12 protein-coding genes are annotated in these 14,258 nt (G+C 67.8%); 3 read left to right on the forward strand and 9 right to left on the reverse strand.

The genetic code is table 11. The features are described 5' to 3' along the window. Positions 1 to 49 precede the first annotated feature (49 nt). Complete coding sequence (locus KUF83_RS00285; RefSeq protein WP_217452438.1) at positions 50 to 646, reverse strand: hypothetical protein; 597 nt, start codon at positions 644 to 646, stop codon at positions 50 to 52. Positions 647 to 1,529: 883 nt separating this feature from the next. Here KUF83_RS00285 and KUF83_RS00290 point away from each other — a divergent pair. Genes KUF83_RS00290 through KUF83_RS42925 form a run of 3 tightly spaced genes read left to right on the forward strand, consistent with a single transcriptional unit; the run spans position 1,530 to position 3,586 of the window. After that, on the forward strand, positions 1,530 to 2,081 hold the full coding sequence (locus KUF83_RS00290; RefSeq protein WP_217452424.1) for an RNA polymerase sigma factor: 552 nt from the start codon (positions 1,530 to 1,532) through the stop codon (positions 2,079 to 2,081). Then, positions 2,078 to 3,154: a CU044_5270 family protein gene (locus KUF83_RS00295; protein WP_217452425.1), complete on the forward strand. Its 1,077-nt coding sequence runs from the start codon at positions 2,078 to 2,080 to the stop codon at positions 3,152 to 3,154. Before KUF83_RS00290 ends, KUF83_RS00295 begins: the two co-directional genes overlap by 4 nt. 3 nt (positions 3,155 to 3,157) lie before the next feature. Beyond that, a complete protein-coding gene (locus tag KUF83_RS42925) occupies positions 3,158 to 3,586 on the forward strand; it encodes a GntR family transcriptional regulator (protein WP_374105947.1) in 429 nt (142 codons plus the stop codon). Positions 3,587 to 3,710: 124 nt separating this feature from the next. Here the strand turns inward: KUF83_RS42925 and KUF83_RS00305 are convergent, their stop codons facing one another. The 8 genes from KUF83_RS00305 to KUF83_RS00340 all read right to left on the reverse strand — a co-directional run bounded on the left by KUF83_RS00305 (position 3,711) and on the right by KUF83_RS00340 (position 14,033). Next, positions 3,711 to 4,511 (reverse strand): ABC transporter permease, encoded by an 801-nt coding sequence (locus KUF83_RS00305; RefSeq protein ID WP_217452427.1) that lies wholly within the window; start codon positions 4,509 to 4,511, stop codon positions 3,711 to 3,713. 1 nt (position 4,512) lies between these two features. Then, the gene (locus tag KUF83_RS00310) at positions 4,513 to 5,316 is read right to left on the reverse strand and encodes an ABC-2 family transporter protein (protein ID WP_217452428.1); all 804 of its coding nucleotides are present in this window, start codon (positions 5,314 to 5,316) and stop codon (positions 4,513 to 4,515) included. Positions 5,317 to 5,318: 2 nt separating this feature from the next. Next, positions 5,319 to 6,314 carry an ATP-binding cassette domain-containing protein gene (locus KUF83_RS00315; protein WP_217452429.1) on the reverse strand — a complete coding sequence of 332 codons (996 nt, stop codon included), beginning with the start codon at positions 6,312 to 6,314 and terminating at the stop codon, positions 5,319 to 5,321. 84 nt (positions 6,315 to 6,398) lie between these two features. Then, positions 6,399 to 9,332, reverse strand: coding sequence for a glycoside hydrolase family 2 TIM barrel-domain containing protein (locus tag KUF83_RS00320; protein WP_217452430.1), 2,934 nt, complete (start codon positions 9,330 to 9,332; stop codon positions 6,399 to 6,401). 12 nt (positions 9,333 to 9,344) lie between these two features. Further along, on the reverse strand, positions 9,345 to 10,244 hold the full coding sequence (locus tag KUF83_RS00325; RefSeq protein WP_217452431.1) for a carbohydrate ABC transporter permease: 900 nt from the start codon (positions 10,242 to 10,244) through the stop codon (positions 9,345 to 9,347). Then, positions 10,241 to 11,206 (reverse strand): carbohydrate ABC transporter permease, encoded by a 966-nt coding sequence (locus KUF83_RS00330; RefSeq protein WP_217452432.1) that lies wholly within the window; start codon positions 11,204 to 11,206, stop codon positions 10,241 to 10,243. The genes KUF83_RS00325 and KUF83_RS00330 overlap by 4 nt, the downstream gene beginning before the upstream one ends. Positions 11,207 to 11,226: 20 nt before the next feature. Next, on the reverse strand, positions 11,227 to 12,492 hold the full coding sequence (locus KUF83_RS00335) for an ABC transporter substrate-binding protein (RefSeq protein WP_217452433.1): 1,266 nt from the start codon (positions 12,490 to 12,492) through the stop codon (positions 11,227 to 11,229). A gap of 263 nt (positions 12,493 to 12,755) precedes the next feature. Further along, positions 12,756 to 14,033, reverse strand: a complete 1,278-nt coding sequence (locus tag KUF83_RS00340; protein WP_217452434.1) for an ROK family transcriptional regulator — start codon at positions 14,031 to 14,033, stop codon at positions 12,756 to 12,758. Positions 14,034 to 14,258 lie beyond the last annotated feature (225 nt).

The following is a 14,258-nucleotide window of genomic DNA, read 5'->3' on the forward strand; positions in this document are numbered from 1 at the left end:
CACCGAGTACGGAGATATCTGCACCAGCGTGAGGGCGGGTCGGTCGGGGTCATCTCGTGGGCATGGCGGGGATGGGGAGGTGAACCTCCAGCGCGACTGCGGTGCCGGCCACGGTCCGGTCCTCGTGCATGTTGATCTGCTGGCCGGTTTTGACGTGCGTCCAGTGAGTGGGAGTGAGGGGAACGAGGCGGACAGTGGCTCGGCCGCCAGGCTCCAGAACGGGCATGTCCTCAACCCAGAGCCCGGCGATACTCGCCGAAGCGGCGCCGGTGGGTGAGAGGTTCCCGATGTCCCACATGGGTCGCAGAACACCGTGACCGGAGATTGGTGTCTTGCGTCGGGCCTCCGTGGGTGGACGAAGCGTCAGATCCGCCCGGATCATTCCGTTTCGGATCTCGGAACGCCGCCAGTGGCACCAAGCCGCGCTCCGTTCAAGGCCGAGTTGCTCAGCCGCCTCGCCAAGCTGCTCCCAGAACGTCAAGGGCAACGGTTGCCCGTCTCCGAGCTCCTCCAGCAGGCTCAGCGCGATCTGCCATTCGTCGTGAGCGAGGTAGTCCCAGACGTCTTGCAGCGAGATGTCGTTCTCGGTAGCGACCTCTTCCGGGACGAGGAGGGAAGCCGATTCGAGCAGCTCGGTGACATCCATGCGGTCATTGTCGACCACGTTGTCAGGCTGCGTCATCCCGCTCTCGTTCGACGGCAGCAGACTTCCGGCTCCTGCCCTCCGCGCATCAACAACGGTGCGTTCTCATTCGTACGAGGTGGAGACGTTCATCTTGTACGCCGACACTTGGGTGGAACTGGTGCTGTGCGATCAACTGGACAAAGTGGTTGTTGTGCCTGTGAACTTCCCCCTTCAAGCTAGACAGCTTGATACTGGGACTAATGGGTTAGGGAGGAAGCGGTTCAGGTAGTGAGTAGCGAAGATCAATACGAGTAAGCGGTGCACGGCCGAGTTCAAGAGGAGCGCGGTCGATCTGTTGCTGTCCTCGGGCAGGACGCTGGCGGGCTCGGTGTGAGCGCCGAAGGGCTGCGCAGACTGCGCCGGAGCTGGCCGAGGGTGCAAGTCGAACGAGATCCTGATAAGAGCGGCGGCCTACTTCGCGAAGGAGATCACGAAGCAGAGGCTCTGTGTCACTGGTGGGCGAGATCAGGGTGCTGCGCGCCGGATCGAGCGGCGCCTACGGCGCCCCGCGCGGCGGCTGGTCGACCGGGTGATCAATCTGAAAAGGATCGAGCGGCTGATGCGCGAGCATGCCATGACCGGGATCACGCGCCGCTGACGCCCGGTTCTCACCCGGCAGGCGAAGCGGGCGGTGTTCGCCGCAGACCTGATCGGCCGCGACTTCACCGCGTGCCGCCCCGGAATAGTGGCGCACTGTCCGGCCACAGGGGGGACTTCAACACCGTGCCGACTAGCGCCTCGGGGGCAAACTCCGCTGCCGCCGCAAGTTTCTTGCTGCGCGGGTGTAATCCCGGTGGGATGGCGGACACAGACTTGGTGTGACGGCAGTGATCGGGAGGGCTGAGTGGGCGAAAGCTTGGGTGAATGGGATCAATTTGAGGCGGTCTACCGCGCCTCCTACATGCCCGTCTTGCGCTTTGTGCGCCGAAGGCTGCCGCCTCAACTTGCTGAGGATGCCGCCGCCGAGACCTTCGTGATCGCTTGGCAGCGGCGGGGAGATCAACGAGGTGAGGCCTTGCCGTGGCTCTATGGCATTGCCCGGCTCGTGGCCGCGAATATGAGACGCACTCAGGAGCGCGCCAGCCAGTTGGAAGGGCGGCTCCAAGATCAGATTCGGGATGATGTGATGCCTGCTGCTGAGGCTCAGGCGCTGGAACGCGTGAGAGCCGTGAGGGCGCTGGCTGAGATGTCCGACCGGGATCGCGAGGTGCTGATGCTCGTCTCATGGGATGGGCTCGAACCGCCAGTAGCTGCCCGTGTGATGGGCTGCAGCAGAGGAGCGTTCCTTGTTCGCCTACATCGGGCTCGCCGCAGACTGGAACGAGCGATCGCAGATGACTCCAGTCGTGTCGTAGCCGGCACGACCTCTGCCCTGCCAGAAGGGGGCCTGGGATGAGCAAGGACGCAGAACGGGTGCGGGAGCTGCTGCCTTCCAGTAGTGATCCCGCCGCCGCAGATTGTGACGGCCGCGTTCTCTCGCCACGTGCTGAGCGTGAGCTAGTGGAGATGCATCAACGGGCAGCTTCCCCTGCGGAGCCCACACGTGTGTTCACGCGCCGCCGGGTTCTTGTTGGTGCGAGCGCTGCAGGCGTCGGTGCCGCACTGGTCGTCGGCGGTCAACAGCTCATCCCTCGGAGGGAAGACGCACAGACGGTCGCCTTCACTCCTCCGGTGCTTTCGTTGAAGCCTGTTGAAGACCAGTCGGCAAGCGAGTACCTATTGGCTTTCGCCGCACGGGTCGAGAAACTGCCGCAGGAACGTGCGAACGGTGCCTATAGCTACACCAAGACCTGGGGATGGTGGCTCAACACCGCTGGCGACGTTCCTGGGGGTACGACGAGTGTCGCCGTACCAACTGTGACCGAGTCATGGATCACAAAGGACGGTTCAGGGCGGCGGCGGAGCGAATACGGTGAGCCCCTCTATCCCAACCCGAAGCAGAGCGAGGTCGCCAAAGAAGCCGGTCTCATCGCCGGGACCGGGGTGGAGGACCGCTACTACGGTCACGGAAAGGCCCCCACTGCAGAAGGCGACGAATGGGGCAAGGTCGCCCCATTCTCCATGAACCCTCGCGAACTGGCGAAGCAGCTGAACGAGGTGAACTGGGAAGGCGGCCTGATCGCCAATGGTGTCAGCGATATGCTCAACTATGCAGCGCGCTCAGGCCCGGTGCCACCTCGCCTCCGTGCCGCCGCCCTGCGAGTTCTGGCCCAGACCCTCAGTCTGGATGTGGCGACCACAATGACGTGGCAAGGTCAACATGTCCTCGCCGTGTCCCAGAGCGAGGGATACCAGGGCAGCACGCAAAGGGAGTCCGTTCTCTTTGACCCTGAAACCGGCTACCCCATCGGATTCGAGTCAGCTCTCTTCGGTCACCCGCGGAGTCTGAACATCACGGTGCCGGCCACCCTCAGCGTTGGGGAAACGCTTCGACGTGGGACTGTTGCTTCCCCTGACGAGAGGCCATGAGACATGCCGGAAGTGAAGACAGAGCGGCCGCCGGACCTACTGCCGGTTCGGCTTCCAGGGCGTGGCGGAGACGATGCGACACCGAGTGCCGAAGCTTTGATTCGGCACGTGAAGGAAGGCTTGAGAAGTCGGCAGTACACGTTCGGAGATGTCCTTCCTTCGGAGTCGGAGCTTCAAGAGCTCTACGGCGCCACCAGAAATGAGGTGCGACAAGGAATCCAGCACCTTCGACGCGCGGGGTGTCTGCAGCTTCACGATGAGTACTTGGAGACATTCATCCTGGACCCTGGCGCAGAGAGGGGCGGGCCGGAACCAGCCGATGAACTCGCTCACCGAGTAGAGCGACTTGAGAGCCTCTGCGGGGATCTTTCGGCACGACTCGCGACAGTGGAGTCGCAGCTTGCGCGACGAGATCGCCCGGAAGCCCGATAGCTGCATCCATTACCTGGCGCAACCGTCAGAAGTCTGGAGTCGAGGGCGCGTCGGTCTCAGGCCCTGGCGGCTCATCCGCAAGCTCCGTTGCTCGACCACCTACATCACGACCTGCGCTTCGTCGTCACCCGTTCACCCCCGCGTAATGCCGCAGGCTCCACCGCCACAGCAGCCGTGAGCCCAGATAGGCCGCGGCCCCGAGCAGCGGAGACACCGCCGCCAGCCAGTACGGCACACCCGTGTCGTGCCCGGTCAGTACCGCCGCCGGGAAGTACGCGACGAAGGCCAGCGGCAGGCCGAACGTGAGGAATCCGGTCACCGCCCTCGGCAGCACGTTCAGCGGATAGCTGCCGAACGTGCCGAGCAGTTCCTCCAGCCAGCGCCCCCAGTAGTCGGCGGCCGGGAATCGCAGTGAGGCGCACGCCACCACGGTGAACAGGGCGGCCTCCAGGAGCATGCCGCCGAGGACGCAGATGACCAGATACGTGATCCGGGTCGCCGTCCAGTCCAGGTCGCTTCGGCTCAGCGCGCCCACCATCAGGCCCGCCGCCACCGTCAGGTCGCCGATGGCGTTCGTGGGGAAGTAGGAGAGCTGGAGCTGGCGGTGGACCGGCATCGGCCGGACGAGGTACGTGTCGATCACCCCCTCCTGGATGTGCCTGCCCAGACCGTGCACCCGCCCGAGGAACAGCACGAACAGGCCGTGTGCCAGCATGCGCGTCGCCGGGATCAGCAGGACGTCCGAGCTGTCCCAGCCGCCCATCCCGGAGAACCGGGTGAGCAGCACGGTCGCGAACACGATCACCGACACCTGCCAGACCGCGCCGATCGCGATCATCATCAGGAACTCGGAGCGGTACTCCAGCTGGGCACGGAAGTTGAGCCGGGTGACGCGCCAGATCACGCGAAGAGCCTTGGTCGACATCTCAGCCTCCCTGCGAGATCACGCGCCGGGCGGCCCGCCGCCACAGCAGTCGGGTGAGCAGGGCGAGCGCCACCACCCAGCAGGCCTGCAAGGCCAACTGCGGCAGCGCGTCGGACAGTTCGATCCGGCCCACGTAGATCGACAACGGCACACTGAGCGTCGCCTGGAACGGCAGGAAGGCGCTGAGCGTGATGAACCAGTCGGGGAAGAACCACAGTGGCGCGTACACCCCGGACAGCAGGTTCTGCGCGAAGATCAGGATCAGCATCGCCGCGCCGTTCTTGAGCGTCCAGAAGCACAGCTGGTCGATGGCGAGCATCACGTAGTAGAGGACCCACTGCCCCAGGAGCGCGCTGAGCGCGAACACCCCCGCCACAGCCGCGGACCTGGGTGGGTCCACGATTCCCGCGGCCAGGCAGATGCCGTATCCCGCGAGCACCCACACCAGCCCGTACAGCTGCTCGCCGAGGGCCCGCAGCGCGTAGTAGCGCTGAGGGGAGAGCGGGCGCAGGTACCAGTAGACGATCGTGCCGGAGTGCATGTGCTGCAGCACGGTGTCCCGGCCCGCGTACTGGTCCAACTCCCGTATTCGGGTGGCCAGTACGGCCAGTACGGCATACGTGACCGCCTGGTCCTTGGTCAGTCCGGCGGTCGTGCCCGTGGCGGCGTACAGGCCGTGCCACAGTGAGGCCACCAGCACGATCTGCACGGTGAGCCGGAGCAGCGCCGCGGTCATCCGGGGCGGGGTGTGCAGCTCGCCGAGCGGGGTGACGCGGGCGGCCCGCCAGCCATGGAGGACGGCCATGGTCACACGCCCCCCGCCTGGACGTACGCGGCGCGCATCACGTCCTCCAGGTCGGCCTCGTCCAGGGCGATCTCGGTCACCTCGTAGCGCTCGATGACCTGCTTGAGGGCCTGGTGCATCGTCGGCGCGGTGGGCCCGTCGGGACCGAACACCGCCTGGGGCCCCTCGCGCCGCACCAGCGCGATCCCCGGCAACGGCTCGACGGACGCGTGCGCGTCGGCGAGCGTCACCCGCACCTGCCAGGTCGAGCCGAACTTCCGCCGGATCTCGTCCAGGGAGCCGTCCAGCACGAGCCGGCCGTGGTTGACCAGGACGACCCGCTCGGCGAGCCGCTCGACCTCCGTCATGTCGTGCGTGGTGAGCAGCACGGTCCGCCCGCGTTCCTCCACCTGGTACCGGAGGAACTCGCGGACCTGCTCCTTGACCACCACGTCCATGCCGATGGTGGGCTCGTCGAGGAACACCACCGGCGGATCGTGCAGCAGGGCGGCGGCGAGGTCGGAGCGCACGCGCTGGCCGAGCGAGAGATGCCGTACCCGCGTGTCCCAGAAGGAGGACAGGTCGAGGAGGTCGTCGAACTCCCGCAGTCGCGCCTGGTGTTCGGCTTCCGGGACGTCGTAGATGTCGCGCAGGATCGCGAAGGACTCCCGCACCGGCAGGTCCCACCACAGCTGGGTGCGCTGCCCGAAGACGGCCCCGATGTTGCGCGCGTTGCGCTCACGTTCCCGGTACGGCACGACACCGGCGACCCGGGCCTCGCCGGACGTGGGCGTGAGGATGCCGGTGAGCATCTTGATGGTGGTGGACTTGCCCGCGCCGTTCGGGCCGAGAAGGGCCAGGAGTTCGCCGGGGGAGACGTCGAAGGTGATGTCGGAGACGGCCTCCTTGGCGACCCGTTCCGGATTGACGAGAGACCTGACGGCGCCCGTGAAGCCGGGGCGGCGCACCGTGGTGTGAAAGGTCCGGGACAGGCCACGGACCTCGATGGAACCGATCACGCGGGGAACCTCCGGGGGAGCGGGGAACACACGAACACGGCCGTCCGGCTGGGGAGCCGGACGGCCATGTGACCGGTAACAGTGTCAGTCGTCGACCGTCGAGAAGACAAAGGAGAATTCAGCGGGCTGAACCCGCAGCTCGTACTGCGGCAGCACGCCGGGACCGCACGACTGCGACCCGATGCCCTGCTGCCCGTGGTCGAGGTTGACCCACACGGTGTCGCCCGGCGTGAGGTCCGTCCGGTGCCTGGCCGCGTCCAACTGCTCGGACGTCCACCGCCGCGCGGTGAACCAGAACTGCGGGTCCCCCTCGATCCGCAGGTCTGCGAGCTCTGCCCAGCGGACGTCGGCACGGGCCCCGTTCTCCTGCGGGCGCACGTACGGTGTCTGCAGGTCGTCGACGCTCTCGTCCCACAGGAGGTCCTTCGACGCCGCCCTGGTGTCCGGGTACGCCTCACCGCCCCCGCCGAACCACGTCGCCTGGTCCGCGGCGGCTCCCGGCAGCCCCATGCGGATGCCGAGCCTGGGCAGCGGCACCGTCCAGTCGCCCTCGGGAGTGACCGAGACGCGCAGACGCAACCGCGTCCCGTCGGACGTCCACCGGTACACGGTGCGCAGACCCACCTCCCGCGCGGCGGGCGCCACCCGGGTCCGTACGGTCAACGCGTCGTCCGTCAACTCCACCGCGTCCAGCCGGTGTTGCATACGGTGCAGGCCCAGCGTGCGCCACAGCACGCCGGTGCGCACGTCGTCCTGCCAGGACGCGCCCTCGTCGTTGTCGGTGGTGGCGCGCCACACGTCCAGCCGCAGCCCGGTGACCTCCGTCGTGCCGATGGTCCGCAGCGCGCCGGTGCGGGCGTCGAAGGAGCCCGGGCCGAGTGTGATCCGTCCGCCGTCGGCCGCGGGCCGCGCGCCGGTGGCCGCCGGCAGGGGCTCACGCGGCGTGACGGTCTCCTGCGTCCACGCCACCTCGTGGCCGCCGCCCGCCCAGGGGGTGTCCTCGGCGAGCAGCGCGCGGGCCGTCCACTGGACCTCCTCGCCCTGACCGTCCGGAGCGGCCGCCGGCAGCTTGACCTCCGCCGACTCACCCGGTGCGAGCGACGGCACGGAGAGCCAGTGCGCGCCCGTGGGAAATCCGTCCACCTGGTACGAGAACTCGAACGCCAGGTGCGAGAGGTCGGAGAAGTCGTACGCGTTCGTCACCCGTACCGTGCCGTTCGCGCCGACGCCCTCGAACCGGACCGGCTCGATGACCTTCTTGTACTCGCGGAGCCCCGGCGAGGGCGTGCGGTCCGGGAAGAGCAGCCCGTCGCACACGAAGTTCCCGTCGTGCAGCTCCTCCCCGAAGTCACCGCCGTACGCGAAGCCGTACCGCTCGTCCTTGATGCCGTGGTCGATCCACTCCCAGATGAAGCCGCCCTGGAGCCGGTCGTGGGCCTCGAAGAGCCGCTGGTAGTCGGCGATGCCACCGGGGCCGTTGCCCATGGCGTGCCCGTACTCGCACTGGATGAAGGGCAGTTGACGCCGTCCCTGCGGGCCGCCGTCCAGTCCCTTGCCGATCCGCTCGACCTCGGCGTGGTCCGCGTACATCCGCGAGTACACGTCCGTGTCACGGCAGTTCCAGTCGCCCTCGTAGTGGATGAGCCGTGAGGCGTCCCTGCCGCGGATCCACTCGGCCATGGCGGTGAGCCCGCGCCCGGTGCCCGCCTCGTTGCCCAGCGACCACATGACGACCGACGGGTGGTTCTTGTCGCGCTCGACCATGCGGGCGGCCCGGTCGAGGAGCGCCGGGGTCCAGCGCTCGTCGTCCACCGGGTTGTCACGCCAGGCCTGCTCCACGAAGCCGTGGGTCTCCAGGTCGCACTCGTCGACGACCCACAGCCCGTACTCGTCGCACAGGTCGAGGAAGGCCGGGTGCGGCGGGTAGTGGGAGGTGCGCACGGCGTTGATGTTGTGCCGCTTCATCAGCAGCACGTCCTCGCGCATGGTCTCCAGGTCCAGGGCGCGGCCCTTCTCCGGGTGCCACTCGTGCCGGTTGACGCCCTTGAGGAGGATCGCCCTGCCGTTCACCTTGATCAGGCCGTCCTCCAGCGCGACCGTACGGAAACCGATCCGCAGCGGAACCCGCTCGCCCTCCGTGACCAGCGTGGCGTCGTACAGATGGGGCGCCTCGGCGGTCCACGGCCGGACCGGGACGGTGACGCTCCGCCCCGTCTCGACATCGATGTCCAAGCCGGGCACGGTGACCCGGCCGTCGACGTCGGAGTCGACGCGCAGGGTCCCGGTGCCTTCGAGATGGTCGTACGAGGCGTGTACGAAGAAGTCGAGCGCGCTGCCCGCCGGCCGGTGGAGCAGCGTGACGTCCCGGAAGATGCCGGGCAGCCACCACTGGTCCTGGTCCTCCAGGTACGAGCCCGCCGACCACTGGTGCACACGGAGGGCGAGCACGTTCCCGGCGGGCTTCAGGAGGTGCCCGACCGCGAACTCGTGCGGCAGCCGGGACCCCTTGAACTCACCGATGTCCGTGCCGTTCAGCCACACCCGGGCACAGGACTCCACCCCGTCGAAGCGGAGCACCGCCCCACCGTCCGCCGGCCACTCGTCCGGCAGGTCGAAGACCCGCAGATGGTCCCCGGTCGGGTTCTCGGTCGGCACCCGCGGCGGGTCGACCGGGAACGGGTAGACGACGTTGGTGTAGATCGGCGCACCGAACGCACCGAACGCACCGAACGCCCCGTCGCCCTGGAGGACCCAGTGCCCGGGAACCGCCACCTCCGCCCAGTCCCCGCAGTCGTACCCCTGCGCGGCGAACGAGTCGTCCTCGGCGTCGGCCGTCGGCGACAGCCGGAAGCGCCAGTTTCCGTTCAGCGAGAGGGAGTCGGCGTCCGAGGACGCGTACCACGCCCGGGGCGGCAGCGCGCCGCTCCCGGGCGAGACGTCCTCGACGTAGCCGGCGGACGGGGCTCCCCCCTGGCCGGGAGAGACCGAGGACGTGCGGGCGGTGGTGCGGACAGACATCGTTCTCCTAGCTCAGCCCTTGATGCCGGTCTGCGCGACCCCCTGCACCAGCCAGCGCTGGAGGAACAGGAACACGAGCACCAGGGGCAGGATGGAAATTGCGGTGGCCATGAAGATCAGATGGAAGTTGACGGTCTGGTTCGTCATGTACGAGGAGAGGGCGACCTGCACCGTCCACGCCTCCTGGTCCTGACCGATGACCAGGGGCCACAGGAAGGCGTTCCAGCCGCTGATGAAGGTGATGGTCGCGATCGCGGCGAAGAAGTTCAGCGAGTTCGGCACGACGATACGCCAGTACGCACCCCAGTAGCTGAGCCCGTCCACGCGCGCCGCCTCCTCCAGTTCCTTGGGGAACCCCAGGAAGTACTGCCGGAAGAGGAAGCAGGTGAAACCACTGAAGAGCCCCGGAACGATGAGACCTTGCATACTCGACACCCAGCCGAGCGACGAGACCAGCACGAAGCTGGGCACGAAGGTGACGGCCGTGGGGACCATCAGCGTCACGAGGACCACGTAGAAGATCTTGTTGGCGTGCTTGTACGGGATACGGGCGAGACCGTAGCCCGCGAGCGAGCACACCAGCAGGGTGCCGACGGTGTGCAGGACGCCGACGACCGTGGAGTTCCACAGGGAACGGGCGAAGGGGACCGTCGGGTCGTCGAACAGCTCGGAGAAGTTGCCCCACTGGATGTCGGTGGGGAAGAACTTCCAGTTCTCGCCGGTGATCTCGACGTCCGTGGACAGGGCGTTGCGGACGATCAGGTAGAAGGGGACGAGGAACAGCAGGGCGCAGACGGCCGTCGCGAAGTAGAGGCCGACACTGCCCGCGGTACCGGTCCGCTTCTTCACGGAGCGCGAGGTGGCGGCCGGTTCGGTCCTGGTGTCCTTGACGGGAGGCACGGTGGTGGTCACTTGGCCTGCTCCCCCTTTCCGAAGCCCATGAACTTGCCCTGGAGCAGGGTCACGCAGCAGATCAGCACGGTCAGGATCATCGCGCCCGCGCTGCCGGCGCCGTAGTCCTGGTTCTCACCGAGCGCCGTGTAGTACAGCTCGACCAGCGGCGGGCGGCCCCAGGTGGTCTTGGCGAGGAGGTTGAAGAACTCGTCGAAGGCCTGGTAGGCGGCGACGAGCAGCAGCAGGATCACCGCGGTCGAGGTGGCACGCAGCTGGGGGAGCGTGATGTACCAGAAGGTCTGCCAGCCCGGCTTGGCGCCGTCGATCGCGGCGGCCTCGTACAGCTCCGGCGGGATGTTCTGCAGGGCCGCCAGGAACAGGATCATGTAGAAGCCGGCCTGGAGCCACAGTCGTACGGTGACGATGACAAGCCAGTACCAGGGCGGATTGGGGTTGGCCAGCCAGGCGATGTTCTCCACGCCGAACCAGCCGAGCACGGTGTTCGCCAGCCCGAAGCGGACTCCGCTGAAGATGGACATCTTCCAGATCAGGGAGGCGGCCACGAAGCTGACGGCGGTCGGCAGGAAGAACACCGACCGGAAGAACGCCCGCATGAACCGCAGCCGGTTCACCATCATCGCGAGGCCGAGCGAGAACGCCCAGGTGACGGGCACGATGAACGCGGCGAAGACGGTGAAGGTGACGAGGGAGTCCGTGAACTTCTCGTTCGTCAGCATGTACGTGAAGTTGTCGAAGCCGACGAACGTGCTGGGGGTGACCGTGTAGCGCGCCTCGAAGAACGAGAGGTACGCGCTCCAGCCGATCGGGATGTAGACGAAGACCGCGAGCCCGATCAGGAACGGGCCGGTGAAGAGCCAGAAGTTGAGCGTGCGGCCGCGGACCCCGCGCCCCTGCTTGACCTTGGGGGTCTTTGCAGGGGCACGGTCCTTGGCGACACCGCTCGAGGTGGTGGTCGACATGTCGTGAATCCGTCCGTGGCCTATCCGAACAGCTTCTTGAGTTCGCGGTTCACGATCTTGTCGGCCTTGTCGAGCGCGGCCTCCGGGTTCCCGCCCTTGCGCACGGTGTCGGCGACGACGTTCTCAAGCGCGACGATCATGGCCTGCGTCCAGGCCGGGTTGTCGAAGTGGCCGAACTCGTTGAAGAGCTTGACGCCCTCGGCGGGCAGACCCGACTTCAGCTTGGTCGCGGACTCGGCGAGCGAGGTGCGCGGCGGGATGTGGAAGCCGTACGAGAGGGACCAGTCCTCCTGGTACTTCTTCTGGTCGATCCACAGCCACTTCACGTACTCCTTGGCCAGGTCGACGTTCTTGCTCTTGGCGTTGACGAACATCGACCAGCCGCCGTTGGTGACCGCGGGCTTGCCGCCCTCCGCGGAGGTCGGGAAGGGGATGATGCCGACGTCGTCGCCGAGCGCCTTCTGGATCACCGGCATCGCCCACATGCCGCACCACTGGATCGCGACCAGGCCCTGGGTGATGGCCGACGGGTCCCACCAGTCCGCGGGGGCGTCCAGCAGCAGGTGGCCCGACTTGAACATCGTGCGGAGCTTCTTGAGGCCGGCCGCGACCTCGTCCGTGTGGTACGCGATCTCGTTCTTGTCGGTGAGGGTGTCGGCGCCGGTCGACCAGATCAGCGGGTTCATCACCGGGGTGATCGAGTTGCCGAGGAAGACGCCCTTGACCTTGGACGTGGTGAGCTTCGCGGCGGCCTCGACGAGCTCGTCCAGCGTGGTGGGCGGTTCGACGCCCGCCTCCTCCAGCATCGACTTGCGGTAGTAGAAGAACTGCGGGTCGTCGATCATGCGGACGCCCCATATCTTCCCGTCGATCGTGTGCGAGGCGATGTCGGCCGGATTGAAGTCGTCCTTGACCGGCGCCATGATGTCGGACAGGTCCGCCACCTGACCGCTCTTGATCATCTGGATCTGCGGGTGGAACTCGAAGACGTCGGGCGCGTTCTTGGTGAGCAACGCCGAGAACAGCTTGCTCTCGAAGTTGGTGCCGGTGATCCACTGGGTGGTCACGCGGGCCCCGTCGTAGGCAGCCGCGTACTTCTTGATGGCCTGCTCGGTGCCGGCCTCCCCGTACGCGTGGAAGTACTGCGTCAGGTTCTTGCCCGAACTGCCCCCGCCCTCACGGCCGGTGTTGCCGCCACAGGCGGCCAGCGGGCCGAGGGCGGCGAGGCCCGCGGCGGCTCGCAGTACGGACCGACGGTCCCAGTTGCTGTTGCTCAGTGCCGACATTCTGACGTCCTTGTCTCAAGTACGGCTACGGCTCGAAATCGCAGTGCGGTGGCGGGACGTTAACCTTCGGCTAAGGCTTCGGCAAGGGGTTGGACGAAGTCTGTTCGAAGCGTTGCGGGACGTCCGGGATACCGGACGGGAAGCGCTTGCGGTCGGCTGGGCGCACGACCTGCGCATCCGGCCCCAATGCCCCGACCGGACCGGATTCGTACCGCGGTTGGACGCGCGGAGAGACGTCCGCCTGCCGTCGGACCGGCTGTCCCTCAGACCTTGGGGACGGCTGCGCGCCGCGCAGCCGTGGCCCTGCCGCCCGCAGGTCTCTGCGGGGCGGCCTTGGCGCCGCCGGACTTCTGCCCCACCGAGGCCAGCGCCCCTTCGAGCGCGAACGTCGCGGCCCCCAGACACACCGGATCGGTGGGAATGGGGGAGAGGACGATCTCGGTGCTGGCCAGCGGCCGTCTCAGCGCGTGCCGCGCCACCGCCTCGCGCACCTCGTGCAGCAGCGGCTCGCCGAGCGTGGCCGCCACCCAGCTGCTGAGCACGACGACCTCGGGATTGAGGAGGTTCACCAGGTCGGCCACGGCGGCGCCGAGATAGCGCGCGGTGTCCCGGACCACTTGGACGGCCACCGGGTCCTGCGCGGCGACGCCGCGTGCCAGCGCGTTGATCGTCGCCGTCTGGTCCTCGGGGTGCAGCAGCGGGCTCCCGGGGCTCAGTTCCCGCAGGTTCAGCATGATGCCGGGCGCTCCGACGTACGTCTCCACGCACCCGTGGTTGCCGCAGTGGCACGGCCGCCCGTCCAGTACGAGCGTGTTGTGCCCCCACTCCCCGGCGCTGTTGCTGACCCCCCGGTGCAGCCCGCCGCCGAGCGCCAGCCCGGCGCCGACCCCCGTCCCGAGATTCACCACCACGGCGTCCCCGCGCCCGCGCGCCGCCCCGAACCACAACTCGGCGATCGCACACGCCCGCAGCGGATTGTCCAGGTAGAGGGGGTACGCGATGTGCTCGGAGAGCAGGTCGAGCAGCGGCACGTCGTGCCAGTCCCAGTTCGGCGCGTACTCCGAGACACCGGCCTCCCGGTCCACCTGCCCCGGCACGCTCACGCCGACGCCGAGGACACGGGCGCCTTCGACCCCGGCCTGCGCGACCACCGAGCCGACGGCCGAGGCGACATGCCCGACGACCTGCTCCGGGCGGATCTCACCGCGGCGCATGTCCTCGTCGGCACGAGCCAGCACGCCCAGCGCGAGATCGAACAGCTCGACCCGTACGTACGTCTCCGCGATGTCGACGCCGATCAGCGCGCCGCCCGAGGCGTTGACGGCCACGAGCCCCCGGGGCCGGCCGCCGGCGGAGTCCTCGAATCCGACCTCCGTCAGCATCCCGAGGTCGAGCAGCTCACCGACGAGCGTGGCGACCGTGGCGAGGCTCAGCCCGGTCGCCGCGGCCAGCTCCTGCCGGGACGTGGGCGAACGGGCGATGATCTGGCGCAGCACCCCATAGCGGTTCGCGGTGCGGATGTCGCGTGATGTGCGCTTCACCAGAACGTGCCCCCTCGATCCCTCCAGGCCATGGCGGGGCCCGACGGCCCCGGCGCGGCGCAAGGCTATGACCGTTGGGGACTTTCGACAAGGGGTTAGGAAAGGGGCCATACAAAGTCCCTCACGCCACCGCGGCGAGCGTACCGATCAGGTCGGCCCGCCGGGGACGGCGTCCGCCCGGAGCGTCCCCCGTGACCCTCCGGGCGCGTCCGCGGGCAACCCGCC

The organism is Streptomyces sp. BV286, from assembly GCF_019090165.1.
Lineage (GTDB): Bacteria > Actinomycetota > Actinomycetes > Streptomycetales > Streptomycetaceae > Streptomyces.

Excerpts from the sequence above, each read along its gene's own strand:
- KUF83_RS00285 (WP_217452438.1), bottom strand. The coding sequence starts at position 646 with ATGGATGTCACCGAGCTGCTCGAATCGGCTTCCCTCCTCGTCCCGGAA.
- KUF83_RS00295 (WP_217452425.1), top strand. The coding sequence starts at position 2,078 with ATGAGCAAGGACGCAGAACGGGTGCGGGAGCTGCTGCCTTCCAGTAGT.
- KUF83_RS42925 (WP_374105947.1), top strand. The coding sequence starts at position 3,158 with ATGCCGGAAGTGAAGACAGAGCGGCCGCCGGACCTACTGCCGGTTCGG.
- KUF83_RS00305 (WP_217452427.1), bottom strand. The coding sequence starts at position 4,511 with ATGTCGACCAAGGCTCTTCGCGTGATCTGGCGCGTCACCCGGCTCAAC.
- KUF83_RS00310 (WP_217452428.1), bottom strand. The coding sequence starts at position 5,316 with ATGGCCGTCCTCCATGGCTGGCGGGCCGCCCGCGTCACCCCGCTCGGC.
- KUF83_RS00320 (WP_217452430.1), bottom strand. The coding sequence starts at position 9,332 with ATGTCTGTCCGCACCACCGCCCGCACGTCCTCGGTCTCTCCCGGCCAG.
- KUF83_RS00330 (WP_217452432.1), bottom strand. The coding sequence starts at position 11,206 with ATGTCGACCACCACCTCGAGCGGTGTCGCCAAGGACCGTGCCCCTGCA.
- KUF83_RS00335 (WP_217452433.1), bottom strand. The coding sequence starts at position 12,492 with ATGTCGGCACTGAGCAACAGCAACTGGGACCGTCGGTCCGTACTGCGA.